This is a genomic window from Clostridium algidicarnis, from assembly GCF_000703125.1.
GTDB lineage: Bacteria > Bacillota > Clostridia > Clostridiales > Clostridiaceae > Clostridium_L > Clostridium_L algidicarnis.
In genome coordinates this window covers 1,882,971-1,905,496 of sequence record NZ_JNLN01000001.1, presented here as the reverse complement: position 1 = coordinate 1,905,496, position 22,526 = coordinate 1,882,971, and the positions used below count along the sequence as shown (strand labels likewise).

Here is a 22,526-nt window from a genome sequence, read left to right as displayed (position 1 = left end):
TCTTAATTCAAATAAGCTTTAACCTTTCTTCATTCTTAATGTTATTTAACAATTAATAGGTTACACACTATAACCCACATTATATCCAACTACTTGAAACCCTAACCACTAAATGAAAAATAAGGAAGCCTTTATATTTTAAAGACTTCCTTATTTAAATACTCAAATTAATAATCTATGGTTTTTTGGTTCCTACTCTTACTATCCCATCTATAGACCTATAAGTGTCATTAGACAAAAATTCAGTATCTATTAATACTCCATTTTCATAAACCTTTCTGTAAACCTTAACCTTTGTTCCATTTATAGGGTTCTTTTCTACAACTGTTTGTCCCTCTGGAAGATTAGGATCTTCTACATTTTTAACTCCTGCATTTATTGTTTCATAAGCTTCAGATACAATTTCGTAAGTTCTTCCAGTAGATGCACTATTACCATATATATTAAAGCTTAATACTCTATCTTTACTAGTTACACCTTCTATATATATAGGTGAATCAAATGTATTTTTAAACTTATAGTCTAAAGAACTACCAAAGTCTACCGTAGCATCTAACCCAAGAGGCATATAACTTGTACCTAATGAGTGATTATATCTTTCTACAGACTTAAGCCCAGTTCTTAAAACGGCTTGATATAATGTACTAGATACTTGGCATATACCTCCGCCTAAATCATCTTCCACCTTATTACCAACTATTACTGGAGCGTTTCTATATCCTTTTTCTACTGTTCTTTTTCCTACTATATCATTATAACTAAAGGTTTCCCCTGGCATAAGGACCTTACCATTTATTGCATTAGTTGCAAGTTCTACATTAACAGCTCTATCATTAGTAGAGTTATGTGAGTACTTAGTCGAAAAGGATGCTATTTTAGAATTAATCTTATTTAATTCTTCTGCAGATACAGTAGCTTTTATTTCATCTACCTTAGCTTCAATTTCAACTTTTTCATCCACCTTACCATTAATATTTGCTACTATATCAGTCTTAAGGGCCTCTTTATCTATCTCATAACCAGGCTTATCCTCTGATACATTAAAATTACCACTAGATGGCATGCTTAGCTTAGCATTTGTTGGAGCTACATTAACTTCTGTAGCTACTTCTTCAATAAATTCATCTATATATGTTGGATCATAAGTAAAATCTAAATCTATTTCCTTACCAGAGTTGCTTTTAAGTATTTTATATTTACCTAGCATTGTGCTATCTTTTCCATAATCAAAAGCTTCTTCAACTACTTCTTCTATATTATATTTAGATTCAAGCTTACTATAGTCCATTTCATAGTTATTATCTACTGCCTTTACAGATAACTTTTTATTTAGAATTGCATCACCATAATTTTCTTTTAATAACTCTATAGCCTCTTCTTTAGTTTTTGCTGACAAATCTATTGACTCTACCTTTACATCTGAATAAATAATATTATTCCATCCTAATGTATATTTGTAAATATACCCTAGATAAGCGGATAATGATAATATAATAACTAAAGCCACAATTGATATAATTATAATTGTTTTTTTATTTTTAATTTCTTTTTTAGAACGTGTCATTTTCTCTCCCCTTTCATATCCATAAACATTATACTATAAATTATACGTAGTTTAAAACATGTTAGACTCATATAGTTAATATTTTATTTAAAGTTTATTTTTATTTCCTTCATACATTATACACATATTTTTTCCAAATTGTTTAATATTTCATAAAATTTATGTTAGAATTTATATTAGGTACTTTTAAAATAAATAAAGACTTTGTTTAAAGGTACCTTATATTAAATATACACTAAGGAGTGATATTATGTCCATTAATTACAACAAAGACAGATTAAGCTATTACTTAGAAAATATCTTAAAAGTTTCAAGTCCTACAGGGTATACAAATAATATAAATGACTATCTAAAAAAAGAACTTACAGAGTTAAAAGCAAATTTTATAGAAACTACTAAAGGTGCTTTAATTGTTACTATAAAAGGTTTAGATGAATCTTATCAAAGAACCTTTTCTGCTCACGTAGATACATTAGGTGCTATGGTTAAAGAAATTAAATCAAACGGTACTTTAGCTTTAACTCCAGTTGGAGGTTACATGATGACTGCTATAGATGGTGAAAACTGCACCATTGAAACATTAGATGGTAGAAGCTACACAGGTACTGTGCAAACTATAAAGCCTTCTGTACACATAAGTGGAGATGAAGCTCGTGAACTTAAAAGAACCCCAGAAAATATGGAGGTTATCTTAGATGAAAGAGTAAGCTGTAAATCCGACACAGAAGACCTTGGAATAAATGTAGGGGATTTCATCTGCCTTGATACTAGAACTACCTTCACTGAAAAAGGATATATAAAAAGTAGATATTTAGATGATAAAGCTAGTGTTGCAGTATTACTTTATACTATAGAGTTAATGATAAATAATGATATAAAACCAGCTCACACCACAAACTTTTTCATAAGTAATTACGAAGAAGTGGGACATGGTGCAAAGGCTTCTATTCCTGAAAATACAAGAGAATTTATAGCTGTAGACATGGGTGCACCAGGACCTGGTCAAAACTCTACTGAATATGCTGTTTGCATCTGTGCAAAAGACTCTTCAGGACCTTATGATTATAATTTAAGAAAAACCTTAATAGATGTATGTATAAAAAATAATATAGACTATAAAATCGACATATATCCATATTACGGTTCAGATGCTTCAGCAGTATTAGGCGCTGGTTGGGACGTTAAAGCAGCTCTTATAGGGCCTGGAGTATTTGCTTCACATGCCTATGAAAGAACTCACATTGATGCTTTAATAGCAACTTTAGACTTAGTTATTAAATATAGCTTATGTAAATAAAAAAACCAAGCAGTAAAAACCCAATTATCCTATTACCCACTACAATAAAAAAGACTTTAGTAGATTGAATTAATCCTACTAAAGTTTTTTTGTTATTAATTTAAATAATGTACTCCTATAAGTATTTCTTTAAGTGTACCACCAAGCTTAATGTCTTTAGAAATAAAGGTAAACCCTTCTATCAAGGTGGCTACACGCATGTTTCAATCTCCAATGGAGCTTAATATCTTTAGAAATTTTTTCTTTAACCCTAGCATGTCCATAAATGCTACGTTTCAATCTCCAATGGAGCTTAATATCTTTAGAAATATACACTTGAACTTAAAGGAAATGCCACTTATAGAATTGTTTCAATCTCCAATGGAGCTTAATGTCTTTAGAAATTCCCAAATGGATTCACTCCCTTTCAATTTAGCCTTCGTTTCAATCTCCAATGGAGCTTAATGTCTTTAGAAATATCTACAAGGGATAGTTCAAGCATTTTGTATGAGTGTTTCAATCTCCAATGGAGCTTAATGTCTTTAGAAATGCAAAAAGAAGATTTGTTTTTGATACCTTATTTCGTTTCAATCTCCAATGGAGCTTAATGTCTTTAGAAATGCTCTAAACCTTCCTTCTCTGTGGCTTGTGTTCCGTGTTTCAATCTCCAATGGAGCTTAATGTCTTTAGAAATTAATAATAGGATTTGAAGCAAATAAAGAAGGGTTAGTTTCAATCTCCAATGGAGCTTAATGTCTTTAGAAATTTAATTTTGTATCTAAAGATAATTATACTCTTTAATCGTTTCAATCTCCAATGGAGCTTAATGTCTTTAGAAATCTTTAAAGGGCAATCGCTTCGGCATCCTTCTTCTGGAGTTTCAATCTCCAATGGAGCTTAATGTCTTTAGAAATGATTAACATTACAATGTGAATGTGGTGAAAAATTTCAGTTTCAATCTCCAATGGAGCTTAATGTCTTTAGAAATTAATTCTGAATTAATATCTTTTAACCCTTTGTTAAGTTTCAATCTCCAATGGAGCTTAATGTCTTTAGAAATTTTTCTTCTCCATTCCTCCATGGTAAAACCTCCATAGTTTCAATCTCCAATGGAGCTTAATGTCTTTAGAAATTTTTCTTCTCCATTCCTCCATGGTAAAACCTCCATAGTTTCAATCTCCAATGGAGCTTAATGTCTTTAGAAATTAGAAAGCGTTACATGTAACGATGATGTAACAGAATGGTTTCAATCTCCAATGGAGCTTAATGTCTTTAGAAATGAAAATAAGCAAAGCCAACAGATAATAGGAGAATTAAGTTTCAATCTCCAATGGAGCTTAATGTCTTTAGAAATAAAGCTAAATGTAATGAATGTGTAGAAAAAGATGAGTTTCAATCTCCAATGGAGCTTAATGTCTTTAGCGCTTGCGATTTAGGCTTTGAAATCACTGGTCTCGCAGGCCTCTTTTCGCAGGGGTACTATTTCTTCAATAAAATGCTTTACAAATATTATAGTAATCCTTGCTAAAGTGGCTATTTGCAAGTATCGCCAAGGTACCGCGTTTTTCAATACACATAGGCTTGCGATTTAATAAATCATATTTATAACACTTTTTAACATGAACTATATCATAACCAACTAAATATATCATACCATATTGCCTTACTTTTATCTAATTAAAAATAGTATATATTATTCTAAGATTCAGATGAAGATAGCATTTATCATAATTAAGCTCCACCTGAATCCAAAAATAGTTTTACAAGCTACCTTTTCCTATTCTTTTTACTATTTTTATCGCTTGTTTGTCTATAATTACTACTATTTTTTTCTAACAACTTCTTAAGTAAATCTTCACTAACTGCAGGCCCATCATACACATTTTTTGATTCCTTTTCATCAGTATCCTCTTTTTGTAAATCATCAGATGCCTTTATTATCCCCCTAGCATAAATGCTATTTTTCCTTTTTCCCATTTCTAAGGCTGTTGGTAACACTACTCCTTGCGAAAATTCAGCAGGATGTGCTAAAGTCATATATCTTGATTCCTCATTTGAAAGTGATAAAGTTTTCATAATAAAAAATTCTCTTATACTTATATAGTTATCTATTTTATCGCAATTAAATTTTTTCACAACGTAGTTTTTATAAAAATCTATATATTCATCAATTTTACTTGTTTCATCATCATAAAAATCAAAGGTAAAACCTCTGTATTTCTCTTCTAAGTTCTCAATACTTAGTCTAACATCTTTAACTTGAACTTTGCCATATCCAAAAGGTTTTGCGAGACCTATGTTTTGTTTACACCCTTCATTTAGCTTAATAGCCCAAAGTAAAAGTCCTAATTCATCTTTATTAAGATTATTAAAATACACCCTTCCATTAAATTTAGCTTTGCTCTTCAATGGTGTAAATTTAACATTAACATCAGTGTTTTTATTTAGCTCACAATCCATTATTTCATCTTTTATCCAATACTGCTTTATTCCTCTTATTGTGAAGTCTCCCTTATCATTATATGTTAGTAAATTTTTCTTATCATTTAAAGGTTGATTTATATAGTCTGGATAACATGTTGCTTTTGGTTCACCTAAAATTACTGTCTTCTCAGTATCTAGCGTCGCTCCTGTGGACTCTTCTGCTTCCATGAAACTAAGTCTACTTTTATATCTTTCTTCATTGTTAGCAAATCCAAATAACGCTTTTTGATAATCTATAACCTCTTCTTTTAAAATTTTCGGTATACCATCATGAATTGATCCATTATAAAATATTCTTAGATAAGGAGTAAACCCAAAATAAGTATACTTATCGCTTTTTGCAAAAAATATTGGTTTTGCATACATCTCTCCTACTTCTTCTGGCAATTTATAAAACTTTGCTTTCTCTTTTTTTATAGGTGGATCATCTTTTTTTTCTTTTATAGTTAGATTATCCTTATAAGATCTAACCTCTTCAGTTGTAAGTTCTATCTTCTCTGAATCTTTATCTATCTCATTAATTAAATAGTGGGATGATTTCTTTGGGACAAACCCGGAACAAAGCAGAAATCCCTTTTTCCCTAGACCATTCACGTTTGAATCTATCTTAGATACTTTTGAACTACCATCCTCTAACTGTTTTATATCGTAAGATATTGGTATAGAATATGGAGGCTTAGTGTATTTATCTCTATTTTCACAACCTTTTATATAAGCATACCACCTATTTCTTTCCACATCTTTGTTTCTAGTCTTATCAACTTCAAAATCTAAAATCCTTTTTGTATACATATATTTAATACTTCCACTATTTACATTCATTCGTCTTAAATTACTTTCAGATATACTATAAAAGGTTTTGCCCTTAATATGCTTTGCTGGAACAATAATGTATTTACCACTTACATCTTTATATACGTAACCTGCTTGAACCTTTCCAGGCATTTTATTAACTAGACTTATATCAATAGTTTCATTATATTGAAGTTTTAACTTTTTGTTTTTACTGGCTAATGCTCTATATAAAAACAGTGTATCTTTAATATCATTTACGGGGCTACTAAGGCTTAAAATACTAAGATTATTTTTAATAAGTCCCCTCAGGGTACTTGCTGGTATTGCATATTTGTTATTTTGATTTTTAAAAAACTCCTTATTTTCTCCGCATACCATAATAGGGCTTAATGCCTCTATTACATAATCAACATAGCCATTATAAAAACCCTCTTCTTTCCTATACATAATTCCATGCCGTGGAAGCTTTTCCTTAGAATCGTATCTTTCTAATACTATTTTATTTAAACTAACAAAATTATACGGTGCTATAGATTCTCTTAATGGTATTGACGATTTTATCATACCTATTCACCTCCCATAACTGCTCCACATAACCTTGTATAATCAATGTAAGCTTGATTATCATTTTTATCATAGGCTATATAGTGCTTTATTTTTATTTCTTTTCCAAACCATTCTTCTAATAACTGCTTCTCTTCAAAGGTATCATCCTCTTTTTCATCTTCCACTAAAACAGCTTTCAAATCCTCTCCACACCTAAATATATGTAACTCTTTCTGCTTATTAAAGATCCTACCCTCAATGAGCAATTCCTTGTCACAAATGTCAATATCTTTTAACCTACCAAACTTAACCTCATTCAATGCATAAATTAGTGCATATTCAAAGTTATCGCCTATAAGTTTTCTTTTATCTAGTGCATCTGATAAAGGTATCTCAACCATTTTCATATAATTTCACCCCTTAGTAGTTTATAATTGATTTTACTAACAAGTTTATATATTCTTCATTAATAACACTTTTATTTTTAAATTGTATCTGTGATCTTTTATCTTTATAGGAAACATTCATAACATCGCATATCAATCTTCCTCTACCAATATTGTTTCCACTTCCAAGTGATACACCACCAAGTCCAATATCTCTTAATGCTAAAGTGATAAGTCCTGCAATTGCATTACTTTCCTTTGATGTTTCCTTAAGGTTATATTTAACCTTTATCACAACATCTCCTTGTACTGGTTTGTCCGTAAATTTAGCACCAGTTATAGTTCCGCTTGTAAACTTATCAATTTTTATTCTAGGATAATTATTTTTATCTCTTGCATTACTTATTACAGTATCAGAAGTATAAACTTGTCCTGATTTTCTACCTTCTACATCACTTTTATCATTTCCAAATGCTAATTCAATTAAATTTTCATCCTTATTTAAATATGTGGCAATCTTTTTGCATTGAGATTTTAATGCTCCTTTTATTCCAGGTCCAGGAATGATATACTCGCCACTGCTATTCATTATACTAATAGAGTCTGCCTTTTCGTCATCGTTACTATTATTACCTTTAGTAAGCAGTACCCCATCTGTTTTACCCTTTAATTCGAATTTAATAAAGTTATCAAAATTGCTTTTTTCCTTTAGCATCTTTGTGATATCTTTACTCTGTTCATTCCTTTCAAGATATCTAAACATTTCCTTATAATCGTGCATGTTATATTCATATTCTTCTGCCTTAATTAAATCAAATTCTCCTGCACCTGTAGTCTTATATGCTCCAAATTGTATCTGTTTATTACCCAAGGCTTTAAAGCATTCATAAATTACACTTTTAAATTCTTCCTTTTCATTACAATCTTTAGAAAATACTTCTACCTTAATCTTAAATCTTTGACCACTGCCTAAGTACTCTCTTTCAAATTTACATTTTTTGATACTTGTCCCCGTATTTCCATCAATTTTAAGACCTGGTCGCATTTCTATATTAGTTTTATCTCCTATAGCATCATATATAAAAATACTACTACACCCTTTACTTCTATCTTCATTACTACTTCCAAAACATCTATTAATTATAATTTCATTATAACCACTTTTACTTAGATATGATCTAAATGCTCCTGCTATACCTGTTGCAGATATAACAGGTAGTGAGCTATCTTTATCAATTAAAATGCCTTCATCATTGCCACCCACGTGAAGAGGACTACTGTTTTCTACTTCAACGATGATTTTTGTTATATATTGACTGCCTTTAGTTGCCATTATATTTTACCTCCTTTCTCAAAATGAAAGTAAATAATTTTTCTAAATATTGCATATTATAATTAAACACATATTCATTATTTATTATAGGCTTAATTCCAAAAATATCTATTTCCTTATTGCTCACATATTTTGTTTTGAACTCATCTACATCCTCTGACTTATTAATAAAACACTTTAAGTACTCTAATAGACTTTTATTTCCTACCTTGCTATCTTCAAATTGTCTAAGAACATTCTTGTTATTTTGTTTAGTTTCGATATGATTGAAATAATTCAAAAAATACTCTTTACCTTTCTTAGAACCAAAATTCCTTGCATTTATTGTGTTTTCAATCAATTTACCCTTTTGTGACCTTCCAAGTTTGTCAGTAAATTTTTGACTAAATGTTAGTATATTCTCATCTATTTTATATTCTAGTGAATTTTTAAATATATTATCTAAAATTAGTTGAAGCTGCTTTTCGTCTTGCTCATCTAATTTAACATGTTTGATACTTTCTTTATTTTTGCTATATTTAGATGTTTTATTACACCTAAGTTCATCTAATATTATAACTCTCCCATATCCTTCTTCCACTCGCTCACCTATAGAATGTTCTTCTAATCTAGAAATATTAGATAATTTCAAATCTCCTGTATATTGATATTTAAATATACTCCCTGCTTTTATTCCTTCAATTTGTGGCAATCTACATCTCCACTTATTATTATATCCAGATATTATTTGTTTTTGCACCGATGTTCTCTGAAGTTTTACTGTTTCAAGTTGAAGTATATCTTTTAAGTAATCTTCTTCTATATAGTTTATATATCGTCCAAATTTATCCCTAGATATTATATCTGAAGCTGCATATATAATTAACTCTCCATCGAAATCCTCTTCGTTAATACTATTTATAATTTCTGGATTTTTAGAGTGAACCTTTACATCTTTTATAATGCATTTCCCATAACCACTTCCCTTAGAACCGCCAAGATAGAATATACTATTATCTAACATTTTTACACATTGGTCTATTTCATCATTTAATATATTGCTCATCTGTATAATTCCTTTAAATGTCTGACCTTTCACAATTGCTTCATACCTAAATAAGTTTTCACTATCTCTTCTTGTATTAACATGAAGATTAAATACTTTATCCACATTAATACCTTGCATTATTTCATCTTTAAATAAACAAAATTCACTACCTGTAAATCGCTTGTACTCTTCTATAACTTCCTCTTCCATTTCATTTATAAGTGGTATTCTGGTAAAAGATGAATTAAAACTTTTTATATCATCTTTATTTGCATAAAAACAACAGGGAAACGGTAACGCTCTTTTTCCTGATATCTCTGGATAAGCATTTAAGAACTTCATATTTTTTAAAAGCTTATTTCGAAGTTCCGTATTAATACTTATATCTTCGCTTATTTTATTTTCCCTAATATATTTCCCTATATATGCTCCCCTTAAAGTTGACCCTGCCAAATAACTTAATGCATACTCAGTATCTTTTTGACTTCCTTCGCTACCCATCTTCACATCTTCAATTGTATTAATCGAATAGGTTATATACTTAACCATTTAATTTCACCTTCTTTTCAAAAGACTTTAAATATTGTCTTGTTACATTTTCACCATTCACAAATAAAAGGCATATTACTTCTCCTTTTCCTCTGCTTTCCATTGTTCCAAGGTGCCTTAAACTACTTACAGCTGCACATAATAATTCAATTTCTTCTTCTTCTAATTTTCTTGATACATTTAAGTCACATTTTAAAATAAACCCTTTATTTACAACTCTAACTTGTCTTAACGATCCATTTCTAGCTATCCCATCATCGTCTATACTTGTAAAGCTTCTAACAGATGTCATAGAGTTTAATACTTCATTGTTATTAAACATTCCTTTTGATATACCAAATCTTATACTATCAATTATTTCACTTCCCATAGTGCAATCACTAAATCTAAGTGCATTAGGATTTTCAACACCTTCTCTTCCAAAAAGTGAAATAACCCCCTCTTCACTCTTTTTTCCTAAAACCTTGTTACTACTTTTTATATAGAAGACTATATTCTCCGCTTCTTCTCTTAATTTACCTTTAAAAGTCTTGCCTTTTAGATATGGTAATCCATTATCATCATGTAGCACTTCACTATCTACATAACCTGGCACAGATTCTCCACTTCCGAAAATAGTTTCAGAACAAAGTTCAATAGATATATATATCTTTTCCACAACACTATGCCTCCTTTATTTGTATGTATAGGTCTATAGCCTCTATAGCATCATAAAACATACATACTCCATCCGTACTAAATCCGAATTCCCCATTTGTATCCTTAAGCTTATCAATAATGTTTCCAAGTTTATTTGACTCTACAAAAACCTTAACTGGACCTTTGCCCTCTTTTAATTTTTCTCGAAGCTCTTTTACTTTACTTCGTGCTATATCCTTATTTGTAACAGATTCCATAGCCTGTACAAAGTTTTTATAATTCATCCAAGAATCTTCACTTTGAATGAATATGGGTCTCATATTTAAAGTGTTACCATCGTAACATTTATAATGTTTTTCCCTTATTTCAGAAATACTTCCTGAAATATCACCCTGTTCTATATGCCAATCAATTAAACTCGCATCCTTACTACCAATTGTACTTTTTGCATTAGAACAAAGCTGCTCTGCAAGCTCATAAGCCTTTGAGAACGGATAATGTGATTTAACAATAGCAATTCCAGCACAAGCTTTCAAGCTCTCGCCTTCAAAGGGTTGTTTCTGCAAAGCTTCAATAAAAATTTTACTACAATCGATTCCTATTCTTCCATCACAAACAAAACATACATCGTCACCGGATATTATAAGAGGTCTAATCGGAATAATATTTTCTTTAAGATTTAGTACTTCTTTTAAATTGGAAATATCGTTTATAACCTTTTCACACATGATTTTAAATGAATTCAAATAAGCATCTTTTATACTTTTGCTAAACCTTTTAAGTTTAATTATATATTGCTCATTATAGATTTCAACATTTTCATCTGAATTTAATTTATTCTGATTCTTAAAATTATCCATCCTTTGCCCCATCTTATTTCCATCTATATGCACTACTGCTGTATAGTTCTTTTTGCTTAAGTTCCCTCCAAGATCATCACTGGCTTTAGGAAACAGGAATCCATTAACTTCTAAATCCTTAAAGCATTCCCTATATTTAAGTTTAACTCTAGTTTCGCTAGATATTAAACCTTTTTTCTGATTCTTATCTATATATTCTATAGCAGGCATATTAGTTGAAGCGCAGCGTTTATTTATACCAAAACTTAAAATTCTTGAGTTTGTTTTTCTTTCAGATTTCTTAACAGCAAGATTCTTATAGGCCTTATCGATTACCTGAGCTATATCATGAATCTTTTTATCAAATTCAGCTCCAGTTATGAAAAGCTCCACTCCTGGATATTCCTCAATTACCTTTCTTGATAGATCCGCCGTGAATTTATTTGCGATATTTTTGTCTGTAAATAAATATAGGCTTTTTCCCCCACCTTCATATATAGGATTTCCATTATATCTTTTGGCATATTCATTTGACAGATCTTCTGTAATATACTTTACTATTGATGATGCTCCAATATTTTCTGCAAGCTTATTACTTTTAAAAACATAACTTTGTTTTTTAGATATTTCACAGATTAATACATAATCCATTTTATTACCTCCATTTAATCCATTCTATAATAGTTTTAAAAATATCCTCTTCTTCATTTATTACCAATATATTATTTGATACTTTGGTTTTATAAAAATCATCAACCTCATTTTTTAATGTTTCTTTATCTTCAATATTTGATATTATGCATAAACTTGTATACTCTCCACAAACCTTGCTTGCATTGTCCTTTAACTTAAATAGTTCCATTTTACATTTTGCATTTTCTGTTGAATTAACTTTTATTGAATTAACTTTCCTAACACAACAAAACTTAAATCCATATCTAAAAATATATTCAAAATGATATTTTATGTTTTCTGTTTGTAATTTTTTTATGACTATATTACATAATATCTCCACATCATCAACCATGATTTTATCCTGATATCTAGATACCTCATATCCATGTAGTTCACAAATTTCCAATATAATAGGATTACATTCTTTTAAAAAAAATTTTAACTCAATATTTTTAGTTTCATTATTTTCTTCATAAAGAAGTTTTTCAATCTCATTATCTAAATAACTGTACAAATACCTGAACTTACCTGAATCATTATTTTCACATTCTTTAATGTAACTATAAGTTAAAGCTGCCATAGCCTTTGTTCCACCAGTATAATTAAGATGTATAACTTGATTCCCATATAAGAAACCGTTTTCTTTTGCTTTGATATTTATTCCGTCTATAACCTTCTTAAGTACGGCCCTTATATCTTTCCCATAACTTTTATCACAGCCACATAAAATTACATCAATATCCGGTCTTTTTCTTTTAATAAGTTTTTCAATGCTTTTAGCAATCATTTCCGTACCTATGTAGTCTTTTGTATTGCGTGAATGAACTAGATAAACTTTACTATTTTTCTTTGATAAGCCAAAGGCTGCTATATAATTTGGAATAGGGTTTGTTCCTACTAAAAGTATTAAATAGTCACCCTTAACTTTATTCATCAGCTCTCCTCCTAATCCACTCTTTCATTTCTTCCTTTATATTTTCAAATTTATCCACACCTATAATAAGTACATTCCTATTTACATCCCTATCCCATACATTTTTTATCTCTTCTTCTAGAATCTTTGAATCTCTATTTAGTGTAATTAAACAGACTCCTGCATCTGACCCTCCAAGTTGCCTTGCCCTTTCTTTAATTTCAAAAAGCTTATGTTTCGCAAGCTCTTGTTCTTTATCATCAACAGATGATAAAGATATACAAAAAAGTTTATAATTTCTATAAGCAATAAGATCAATTTCAAATTCATCCTTTTCTTCACCGTTAACAGAATTTACAACATTGTCAACGTATCCTTCTTCTCTTAACTCTAATAGTATTTTAAAACAATATTCCTCAAGCCAGGTTCCTTTTAATATCTTCTTATATAATTTCATATCCTTATTTGAAGAACTACTCACCTTTTCCTTTAATCCATCCATAATATTAATATTATTTTTATCATAATAGTTAAGCACATTCCAATCTATTTTATTTCTCTTTTTATCGAATTCAAAGTAGATTTTTTCAAGCCATTTAATGTACCTTAAATACTCTTCATTATCACAACCTATAAATAAATTAAATATCTTTTCTCCAAGTTCAGCATCAAACGGCACAACTTTATAGCTATTTTCTATATGTTTTTCATGAAGACTTATAATATCATCTATTTTAATTTCGAATATACTATCAATTTTTGATAGGTTTTCAATCCAGTACTTTTCCTTTTCTTTTTCAATAACTTCATAACATATTTCTTCTTTTTCTCCGTCAATATAGCTTGTAACAAATTTAAAATTTTCACATTTGTTATCTAGCTTTGCAAATTCTTTAAATGCATGATAGGCACCTGCAGACATAACCTTAGTGCCTCCAGTATAATTTAATTCAATAACGTTTTTATTTCCTACATTACTTTGAATATTTTCTAAGTGGTTACGAAATTCTACTTTAACTTCATTAATATTACTTTTATTAATAACCACAGGTATAATATTAAGGTCTTTAATTTTATTTGACTTTTCTTGTTTTTCCTCTAATAATCTCTTAAGTTCTTTTGCTATGCTTTCAGTATCTGATAGTCCATTATTATCTCTTGTATAACAAAGATATATGGTTGTCCCGCTTTTAATGCTTGTAAAAGCAGAAATCAAATTAGGCAATGGGTTAGTTCCGATTAAAAGAAATAAGAAATCTACCTTACTAAGTTCCATGATACTCCTCCTACATTTATCCCGCATTTCATAGTATATAATATATTACCATACATAACTATTGTGTATGGTAATATATTGTATCTAAAGTTTTCTACATAGTAATCCTAATTCCTCTATTTTCTAACATGTATTATAATTATTATGCATACATAAATGTAAATTTGCTCAAAATATTTTTCCCTCTTATATATTGGTCTTTCTCTTCTAGTATATCTTTAAATTGTTCCTGCACCACTTTATTAGTTCTACAAAGCTTCTCTACTTGCTCTAATATCTTCTTTTGACCCTTAATATCCTTCGTATATTCAAAAGCATCTAAAGAAGTACAAAGATTAATAAGTTTTATAGTTATTTCCCCATGGGCTATAGCCTCTTGTGCTTTTTTAACTAGTTTATTCCCTCTATTTATATTTCCATTTTTATATTGAAGGATTGCTAAATGCTTAAATATTAATTCCCATGGATGTTCATTGGTTTTAAACCCATATTCCTCATAGTTAATAGTTTGGATTCTTTCAATAAATCTTTGCTCAATTTTATCAGAATAGAATATATTAAGTGCTTTTATATAAACAAATAACATATAATCATTAGGATTATTTTCATTATTTAGTTTAATGATATTTTTAAACTGTTGTTTTAAATCCTTTGTACCAAAGTACTCCACTTCATATTTTTTATACAAATTAATATCTTCCATGTCTAATGCTAGATGTAACATATAGGAAATAGTAATTAATCTTTGACCCTTATTATTTTCAAATTCAACTAAAGCCTCTTCGAAGTGTTTTAGTGACTCTTCTTTATTTCTATTAAAAGCATAAAATTGTGCTATAGAACTAAGAGCCTTACCTCTTATAATTAAGCAGGACGCCCTTTGTTTCTCTAGTCCCATTAATTCTGCTACTTCTTTTTTTGTATCTTTCCATAAATCAAGCCCTAGAAGACTTGGTTTTAATTTTTCAATAGCCACATCAAAATTAAATTCATTTGCATCAATTTCAACAATCCTATTAATTGTTGTTAAATATTCTTCAATATCTACTTCATCTTTGTTTTCTATACATATATCAAAATATTTCTTTGATCCTTCACTGTTTCCTAAATGGTTATATCCTCTTCCAATTAAATCTGCTAACCTATATATATACACCTTTTCTACTTTAGCTTTATCATCCTTTCCACCTTCATTAAATATTTGAATAACCTCCCAAAGCTTTAATGCTATAAATAAACCTTTCTTATATTGAACCATATCTTTAGATAATAAATAACTTAATTCACTTATATATATATTCATTTTATTCTTATCAAAAATTTCACTAAGCCTTTTTTCTATAGGGTTACTCCAATGTTTTAAATAATATTCTTTAAAAGTAGAACAACTTTCATTGATATTATAAATTTCATTTAAAGCACCCATAACATCTCGTTTCCCAAACTTTGAAACCAATCTACTAGAAATTGTATCTATATCGTCATATGCCCATAATAAAAATTCCCTTCCTGTAATATTGTTCAGTTCTTCTCCCGCAACCTTTACGCCAAAATCTAACTCATTGTTATCTAACATATCTCTTATAATATCACAGGCAAAATCTGCTAAATACAAATAGGGCATAGTATCAACGCTATTGTTATAATCTATAGATTTTACATTCATATTAAAATTAATAGGCTTTGCTATCCTTCGTTCCATCATTTTAGTTCCGATAGCTGCCTTAAAAGTTTTAATATCTGTTAAATAGAAAATATATCTTTCTCCATTATTAATTGATTTTTTAGAATAACCTAATGCTGTATATTTTTCTATTTCTTCCTTCTGGTATGATTTTATAGGAATAGATCGAGTAGCTATATTAAGATTTACCTCACTATCATTATAGACATCTGACGTATAAAATACTAAATTAAATATCAAGTTACGTACCATATGTTCATATAGGTTGGAAGCGTTATCATCATCCACTATATTTGATACATTCACATAGTCCTTTCTCTTTGTCCTACTCTTTATAAGACAAGTAAAATGATACTTTCCATTTTCTCTTAAGTAAATCTTAAGATTTTCAATAATCTTTTCCTTTATTGATTTACCTTCGGAATTCGTTTTATTAGAATTCATTTCAGTTGTATGTATCCCCCTTGGATAATCTAGTGAAAATAGTTCACACTGCTTTTTAAAAAAGCCATCTAATCTTTTTTCCTCATCCTCACAGTCTTCCCCTACATATACGACTCCACCAATAAACTTTTTTAAATACTCTTTTTTTTCAAAGTTTCCACTTTCATCAATACAAATAGTAACCATACTAACCATCCCCTCTATTCTTATTATCATATATATTAACACATAGTTCTTTAATATAAACCAGTACATTAGTAATTATCTTTATTTATCTATGTAAAATATTAATTCTACCCTACATCAAAATTATAAAAACAAACACACACATAAAGTGAAATTGTTGTTTCAATCTCCAATGGAGCTTAATGTCTTTAGAAATAGGAAGGGTGCAATTTTGATAATTGCACCTTCTCAGTTTCAATCTCCAATGGAGCTTAATATCTTTAGAAATGGGGGATAATGTTATAATATTTACAATTGGTAATTGTGTTTCAATCTCCAATGGAGCTTAATGTCTTTAGAAATGAGGCACGTGGTAGCTTTCTAAGCGGCTATTTAGGTGTTTCAATCTCCAATGGAGCTTAATGTCTTTAGAAATGTGAAAGGAATTGCTAGAGCCAACTTTAAGGAATCTGTTTCAATCTCCAATGGAGCTTAATGTCTTTAGAAATGGAGGGTGAGAAATCCTCCTACCCTTAATACACTTGTTTCAATCTCCAATGGAGCTTAATGTCTTTAGAAATAATGATGATAGGCTTCATGACTTAATAAAAGGTTATAGTTTCAATCTCCAATGGAGCTTAATGTCTTTAGAAATTTTATTTCCTTTCTATTTTTTCGTAATGGCTTTATGTGTTTCAATCTCCAATGGAGCTTAATGTCTTTAGAAATGAAAACCAAGAAGTAGAAATACCATGGGAACGATACGGTTTCAATCTCCAATGGAGCTTAATGTCTTTAGAAATTGGCGATAATATTCCTACAATACTGGATAAAATTAGTTTCAATCTCCAATGGAGCTTAATGTCTTTAGAAATTAAGTAGCTTATAGTGCTTTCACTTTTCCAGTAGAAGTTTCAATCTCCAATGGAGCTTAATGTCTTTAGAAATAATCAACCACCTTTTATTATATTTAAGTTATATATAATGTTTCAATCTCCAATGGAGCTTAATGTCTTTAGAAATCGGATGATGAAAATGGGTATCCGAACTTGAATATAGGGTTTCAATCTCCAATGGAGCTTAATGTCTTTAGAAATCAAAGATATTGCTAAGGGGTGAATATAAAATGATTAGTTTCAATCTCCAATGGAGCTTAATGTCTTTAGAAATACTGTTGTTGCCGGTATAATTTTGGTGAAATAATCGTTTCAATCTCCAATGGAGCTTAATGTCTTTAGAAATCCGAACTTGAAATGGCACTCATAGAATTGGCAAAAAGTTTCAATCTCCAATGGAGCTTAATGTCTTTAGAAATGGTTTAAACACTTTATATAGTCTTAAATGGACTTTGGTTTCAATCTCCAATGGAGCTTAATGTCTTTAGAAATAAATTAATACCACTTGAAAGTTCAAGTTTTTATTAAGTTTCAATCTCCAATGGAGCTTAATGTCTTTAGAAATGAACACAAATAATAATTATCAATGAAAATAAAGAAGTTTCAATCTCCAATGGAGCTTAATGTCTTTAGAAATATAGGTGTCACAAGAGAGTGCATATACTAATGGACAATGTTTCAATCTCCAATGGAGCTTAATGTCTTTAGAAATAGATACTGAAAGCGGAGTTCAAAAGGTTATAAAAGTTTCAATCTCCAATGGAGCTTAATGTCTTTAGAAATATACGTACTAAACGAAAAAGAAGTGTTACATTTTAAGTTTCAATCTCCAATGGAGCTTAATGTCTTTAGAAATATGCCTAATCCTTATATGACACCTTCTATTTTTTGGGCGTTTCAATCTCCAATGGAGCTTAATGTCTTTAGAAATAAGTTGTAGCATTTAATAAAGCTATATTAGGCAAAGTTTCAATCTCCAATGGAGCTTAATGTCTTTAGAAATATAAAAAGTTGGTGTCCAGAGGGTGGACAAGTAGAAGTTTCAATCTCCAATGGAGCTTAATGTCTTTAGAAATGTTGATAATTTTAAGACATATGACTTATATAAAGGAGTTTCAATCTCCAATGGAGCTTAATGTCTTTAGAAATTTATATTGTTTTAATACTCAAAATTGATCTATAGTGTTTCAATCTCCAATGGAGCTTAATGTCTTTAGAAATAATTAAAGATATGCTTAAAATTGATATTTGAGCGGGTTTCAATCTCCAATGGAGCTTAATGTCTTTAGAAATGCAGTTAGACGTTGAATATAAATTAGATATGTTAGGTTTCAATCTCCAATGGAGCTTAATGTCTTTAGAAATAGTATAAAGCTTAACAACTACTTGTCAACCTTCAGTCGTTTCAATCTCCAATGGAGCTTAATGTCTTTAGAAATTATAACCGACCTCCTTTTAATTTATTCATATATATTCGTTTCAATCTCCAATGGAGCTTAATGTCTTTAGAAATATAAAGCAAATTTATTTGTTATTATTAGTTCATACCAGTTTCAATCTCCAATGGAGCTTAATGTCTTTAGAAATGTTTAATATAAGAGTTGTAGAGTATCGGTCAAGCAAGTTTCAATCTCCAATGGAGCTTAATGTCTTTAGAAATAAAGAAAGTAATTAGAAGGAGGGAACAAAAAGGAGGTTTCAATCTCCAATGGAGCTTAATGTCTTTAGAAATCTTATAAGCCTAAATTGACCATGTGAACAGGTGTTCAAGTTTCAATCTCCAATGGAGCTTAATGTCTTTAGAAATCTTTAATGAGTATGAATGGATTGAGGATTATTTAAAGTTTCAATCTCCAATGGAGCTTAATGTCTTTAGAAATTTAATATAGTATATACTCTTAATATCTACGTTTATCGGTTTCAATCTCCAATGGAGCTTAATGTCTTTAGAAATGAGCAAAAGGAGAGCAAGGCGCTAAAGGAGATACAGGGTTTCAATCTCCAATGGAGCTTAATGTCTTTAGAAATGTTTATATGTACAATAAAAGGATTGTACATATATGCGGTTTCAATCTCCAATGGAGCTTAATGTCTTTAGAAATGGTTTATACTTAAAGAAAGAAATTAGAAAGGAGGGGTTTCAATCTCCAATGGAGCTTAATGTCTTTAGAAATCGCTCGCGATTTAGGCCTTGAAATCACTGGTCTTACAGGCCTCTTTTCGCAGGGGTACTATTTCTTCAATATTTTTTTTGTGAATACTACAGTAATCCCTGCTAAAGTGGCTATTTGCAAGTATCGCCAAGGTACCGTGTTTTTCAATACACATAGGCTTGCGATTTAATAAATCATATTTGTAACATCCAGTGGAACAAATGAACCTTTTCTTATAATTTTAGATTCACAAGAGGAACATATAGGATATACCATAATACTATCCCCTTTTTCAATCTTTATCTTTCTAATATTATATTCAAGTTCAACATACTTTTTACCATCTAAATCACATTCAAAAACACTATATTGGTTTCTAGACCCAAAATTTTTTAGCATTTTATGAAGTCTATATCTTTTTTTATCATCAACTATATCATAACTAACTAAATATATCATACCATATTCACTTCCTTTTATCTAATTAAAAATGGTATATATTCAATTTCTTCCATCAAAGCCTTACTAAATAATCTCGCTTGCATATGAAAGCACTGTTGGTATGTAGTTTTATATTTAAATAAAGGATGATATATTTCATCATACTTTTTACCTTCATATGCCTGAAGAAACTTTTTGATAGCTTTTTTAGTCATTTTTACTTCCCCTAAAACAGTTTCAAAATCATCTGGTTTAAGTATTTTATTATTTACTATACTAATTACCAATCTATCTATAAACAAAGCTCTAAATTCTTCCATCAAATCAAGCGCTAAAGATGGTCTTCCATATCTTAATCTATGGAGATATCCTATATTAGGATCAAGTCCTACACTTGAAACGGCTGAAGAAATTTCATTTGCAAGTAATACATATCCAAAACTCAACATAGCATTTATAGGGTCCTTTGGAGGCCTTTTGTTACGATTTTCAAAAGTAAAATCACCTTTTATCATTTCAGGAAAAGCAGAAAAGTAAGTTGCTGCTGCTCTTCCTTCTATTCCTCTTATAGAATCCACATTATCTTGATCTTCAAGACGTTTTTCAAGTCTGCTTAGCTCATCTATAGCCTCTTTAAACCCTTGACTCTTTTCTTCAACACGGTTACTTTTCATAAGTATAGTTCTACTATTTTTAATCTTTCCTGATATAAACCTTTTAGCAAAATTTACTGATCCATTATCAATATCCATGTGATTCTCATATTGTTTCAATCTTACAATAACGTTTTTTGAAACTTCCCCCTCCATACGTCCTATAAACTTTCCCCACTCTGTTAAGTAACATAAAGTTATTTTATTTTCGGCAAATAGCCTTATAGTTGAAGCTGTAACTGTCACTTCTCCAAAAATAACAACCTGCTTTATCTTAAATATCGGTATATCAATTAAAAGTTCTTTGCCTTTATATAACTTTAATCTTTCATCTTCCTTTCTCAACATAGTATATTGCTCTGTTACATAAAGTGTACTCAATTTCATAATCATCTCCTACTACTATATAAATACTTATCGCCTTTTCATAGCTTTAATTATACTTCGTTCTCTTGGCAGACATATGTGGTTTATACTACAATACCTACACCTATTGTCATCCACGCCCTCAGGTATTTTCATGGACTTATATAGATTTCTTATTTCTTCAACGGTCTCAATTATCTCTTGTTTAAGTTTATTACTTATTTCAAACTCTACCCTCTCTTTTGAACCAACATAATAAACATACCCTTTATTTACAGGTCTATTAAGTTTTTCTTCTAATAACATAGCTTGCAATGCCATTTGATATTTATCATTTTTCCATAGGCCCTTTTTACCCTTTTTGTATTCTACTGGGTAGATTTCATCACCATCTTCTTCAACTGTATCAACTTTAAGCACTACGCCGTACTTATCTGATATAAGCTTAACAGCCTTATATATAATCTTACCCCGCCTGTCCTCTTCCCCAAACTCATCCACATTTTCATGAACTTGATCACCAAGAATAGTATGAACATTACTTTCAAATTCATTTTGAATATATTCATAATAACAACGTCTAGGACAATAAAGATAAGTATTAACAGCACTAGCTTCTATATAAAAAGAATCCTTATCTATTTCTTCAACACTATACATTGTCCCATCCCCATTCCTGTTTTATACCCTATGCCTACATAAGAAGCTAATGCAAATAACTTTTCTAGGTTTCTTTGAACTTCTTCATCTGGAAACTTCAAGTTTAAAGTTATCTGCCCTTTAAATCCTGTTATATCAAACTTCTTATATCTTGCTACTTCTGTATTAATGTTAAGTCCCTCTATAACTACATACTTTTCAAGTTGTTCAATAATCTCATCATCCAAAAGCTCTTTTCCAAAAATCTCGCAATAAGTCTTACTTAAACTTTTAAATATCCTTTTTGGATTTGGAAGCGGTGAATTTACAGGGTTTATTCTAAATGTTGTTGGACTTATAAAATTCATTGTTCCTCTTTTAATTCTACATGTGTCTAGGGTCTCTTCATCTATAACCTTAAAATGTATTTTCTCTATTAAAAGCTCAGTTTCTCCATAATTAAAGCTTTTATTTTTTTTAATAAATTCAAAAAGCCCTTTATTAATTTCATCAGTAAATAATGCTATATTTACTTTTAACAAAGAATTTTCACTAAAATGCCCTTTATTGACTCCATCTTCACTAAATATCGGTGATATAGAAAAAGATTGCTTACTTAACTGGTCATGGTACCTTGTTGAAATATCCTTATCGTAGTCCTTTAATATCTTAAAAAATATTCCGTGCCATATTCTTGCTGTGTCCATAGTATTTTCAATTCTATCTCTATTTCTAAAATGTATAGTATAATAATTTAACATATACCCTCCAACTATCACATGA

The 22,526-nt window shown here is 29.7% G+C and carries 15 protein-coding genes and 2 CRISPR repeat arrays; of the genes, 1 reads left to right on the top strand and 14 read right to left on the bottom strand.

Features of this window, described 5'->3' with window-relative positions; translation table 11 throughout:
• Window positions 1–175: 175 nt before the first annotated feature.
• A complete protein-coding gene (locus tag BV55_RS0109055) occupies window positions 176–1,564 on the bottom strand; it encodes a VanW family protein (RefSeq protein WP_029452514.1) in 1,389 nt (462 codons plus the stop codon).
• Between the two features lie 256 nt (window positions 1,565–1,820).
• Here BV55_RS0109055 and BV55_RS0109050 point away from each other — a divergent pair, with 256 nt between their 5' ends.
• On the top strand, window positions 1,821–2,861 hold the full coding sequence (locus tag BV55_RS0109050) for a M42 family metallopeptidase (protein ID WP_029452513.1): 1,041 nt from the start codon (window positions 1,821–1,823) through the stop codon (window positions 2,859–2,861).
• 200 nt (window positions 2,862–3,061) lie between these two features.
• Window positions 3,062–4,266: direct repeats of the CRISPR family, unit length 37 nt; unit sequence GTTTCAATCTCCAATGGAGCTTAATGTCTTTAGAAAT.
• A 341-nt stretch (window positions 4,267–4,607) separates the two neighbouring features.
• Here the strand turns inward: BV55_RS0109050 and BV55_RS0109045 are convergent.
• The 13 genes from BV55_RS0109045 to cas6 all read right to left on the bottom strand — a co-directional run bounded on the left by BV55_RS0109045 (window position 4,608) and on the right by cas6 (window position 22,504).
• Complete coding sequence (locus tag BV55_RS0109045) at window positions 4,608–6,683, bottom strand: TIGR03986 family type III CRISPR-associated RAMP protein (RefSeq protein WP_029452512.1); 2,076 nt, start codon at window positions 6,681–6,683, stop codon at window positions 4,608–4,610.
• 2 nt (window positions 6,684–6,685) lie between these two features.
• Window positions 6,686–7,072, bottom strand: coding sequence for a hypothetical protein (locus BV55_RS0109040; protein WP_029452511.1), 387 nt, complete (start codon window positions 7,070–7,072; stop codon window positions 6,686–6,688).
• 13 nt (window positions 7,073–7,085) lie between these two features.
• Window positions 7,086–8,384, bottom strand: a complete 1,299-nt coding sequence (locus tag BV55_RS0109035) for an RAMP superfamily CRISPR-associated protein (protein WP_029452510.1) — start codon at window positions 8,382–8,384, stop codon at window positions 7,086–7,088.
• A complete protein-coding gene (locus BV55_RS0109030) occupies window positions 8,374–9,960 on the bottom strand; it encodes a hypothetical protein (protein WP_029452509.1) in 1,587 nt (528 codons plus the stop codon). The genes BV55_RS0109035 and BV55_RS0109030 overlap by 11 nt, the downstream gene beginning before the upstream one ends.
• A complete protein-coding gene (locus BV55_RS0109025; protein WP_029452508.1) occupies window positions 9,953–10,618 on the bottom strand; it encodes an RAMP superfamily CRISPR-associated protein in 666 nt (221 codons plus the stop codon). The genes BV55_RS0109030 and BV55_RS0109025 overlap by 8 nt, the downstream gene beginning before the upstream one ends.
• A 4-nt stretch (window positions 10,619–10,622) precedes the next feature.
• Entirely contained in the window at window positions 10,623–12,089 is a 1,467-nt protein-coding gene (locus BV55_RS0109020) for a Cas10/Cmr2 second palm domain-containing protein (RefSeq protein ID WP_029452507.1), read from the bottom strand.
• Between the two features lie 4 nt (window positions 12,090–12,093).
• Window positions 12,094–13,047 (bottom strand): hypothetical protein, encoded by a 954-nt coding sequence (locus BV55_RS0109015; RefSeq protein ID WP_029452506.1) that lies wholly within the window; start codon window positions 13,045–13,047, stop codon window positions 12,094–12,096.
• The gene (locus tag BV55_RS0109010) at window positions 13,040–14,302 is read right to left on the bottom strand and encodes a Card1-like endonuclease domain-containing protein (protein WP_029452505.1); all 1,263 of its coding nucleotides are present in this window, start codon (window positions 14,300–14,302) and stop codon (window positions 13,040–13,042) included. Before BV55_RS0109010 ends, BV55_RS0109015 begins: the two co-directional genes overlap by 8 nt.
• A gap of 142 nt (window positions 14,303–14,444) precedes the next feature.
• Complete coding sequence (locus BV55_RS0109005) at window positions 14,445–16,616, bottom strand: hypothetical protein (RefSeq protein ID WP_029452504.1); 2,172 nt, start codon at window positions 16,614–16,616, stop codon at window positions 14,445–14,447.
• 159 nt (window positions 16,617–16,775) lie between these two features.
• A CRISPR array of direct repeats spans window positions 16,776–19,665; the repeat unit is 37 nt; unit sequence GTTTCAATCTCCAATGGAGCTTAATGTCTTTAGAAAT.
• 165 nt (window positions 19,666–19,830) lie between these two features.
• On the bottom strand, window positions 19,831–20,103 hold the full coding sequence (gene cas2, locus BV55_RS0108995) for a CRISPR-associated endonuclease Cas2 (RefSeq protein WP_029452502.1): 273 nt from the start codon (window positions 20,101–20,103) through the stop codon (window positions 19,831–19,833).
• Between the two features lie 17 nt (window positions 20,104–20,120).
• Window positions 20,121–21,125: a CRISPR-associated endonuclease Cas1 gene (gene cas1 / locus BV55_RS0108990; RefSeq protein WP_051652468.1), complete on the bottom strand. Its 1,005-nt coding sequence runs from the start codon at window positions 21,123–21,125 to the stop codon at window positions 20,121–20,123.
• 27 nt (window positions 21,126–21,152) lie between these two features.
• Window positions 21,153–21,764, bottom strand: a complete 612-nt coding sequence (gene cas4 / locus BV55_RS0108985; protein ID WP_051652467.1) for a CRISPR-associated protein Cas4 — start codon at window positions 21,762–21,764, stop codon at window positions 21,153–21,155.
• Entirely contained in the window at window positions 21,743–22,504 is a 762-nt protein-coding gene (cas6, locus tag BV55_RS0108980; RefSeq protein ID WP_029452499.1) for a CRISPR-associated endoribonuclease Cas6, read from the bottom strand. Before cas6 ends, cas4 begins: the two co-directional genes overlap by 22 nt.
• Window positions 22,505–22,526 lie beyond the last annotated feature (22 nt).

Bases quoted from the DNA above. Each gene is read 5' to 3' on its own strand.
- BV55_RS0109055 (WP_029452514.1), bottom strand. From the start codon at position 1,564: ATGACACGTTCTAAAAAAGAAATTAAAAATAAAAAAACAATTATAATT.
- BV55_RS0109045 (WP_029452512.1), bottom strand. From the start codon at position 6,683: ATGATAAAATCGTCAATACCATTAAGAGAATCTATAGCACCGTATAAT.
- BV55_RS0109040 (WP_029452511.1), bottom strand. From the start codon at position 7,072: ATGAAAATGGTTGAGATACCTTTATCAGATGCACTAGATAAAAGAAAA.
- BV55_RS0109035 (WP_029452510.1), bottom strand. From the start codon at position 8,384: ATGGCAACTAAAGGCAGTCAATATATAACAAAAATCATCGTTGAAGTA.
- BV55_RS0109030 (WP_029452509.1), bottom strand. From the start codon at position 9,960: ATGGTTAAGTATATAACCTATTCGATTAATACAATTGAAGATGTGAAG.
- BV55_RS0109020 (WP_029452507.1), bottom strand. From the start codon at position 12,089: ATGGATTATGTATTAATCTGTGAAATATCTAAAAAACAAAGTTATGTT.
- BV55_RS0109015 (WP_029452506.1), bottom strand. From the start codon at position 13,047: ATGAATAAAGTTAAGGGTGACTATTTAATACTTTTAGTAGGAACAAAC.
- BV55_RS0109010 (WP_029452505.1), bottom strand. From the start codon at position 14,302: ATGGAACTTAGTAAGGTAGATTTCTTATTTCTTTTAATCGGAACTAAC.
- BV55_RS0109005 (WP_029452504.1), bottom strand. From the start codon at position 16,616: ATGGTTACTATTTGTATTGATGAAAGTGGAAACTTTGAAAAAAAAGAG.
- cas2 (WP_029452502.1), bottom strand. From the start codon at position 20,103: ATGATATATTTAGTTAGTTATGATATAGTTGATGATAAAAAAAGATAT.
- cas1 (WP_051652468.1), bottom strand. From the start codon at position 21,125: ATGAAATTGAGTACACTTTATGTAACAGAGCAATATACTATGTTGAGA.
- cas4 (WP_051652467.1), bottom strand. From the start codon at position 21,764: ATGTATAGTGTTGAAGAAATAGATAAGGATTCTTTTTATATAGAAGCT.
- cas6 (WP_029452499.1), bottom strand. From the start codon at position 22,504: ATGTTAAATTATTATACTATACATTTTAGAAATAGAGATAGAATTGAA.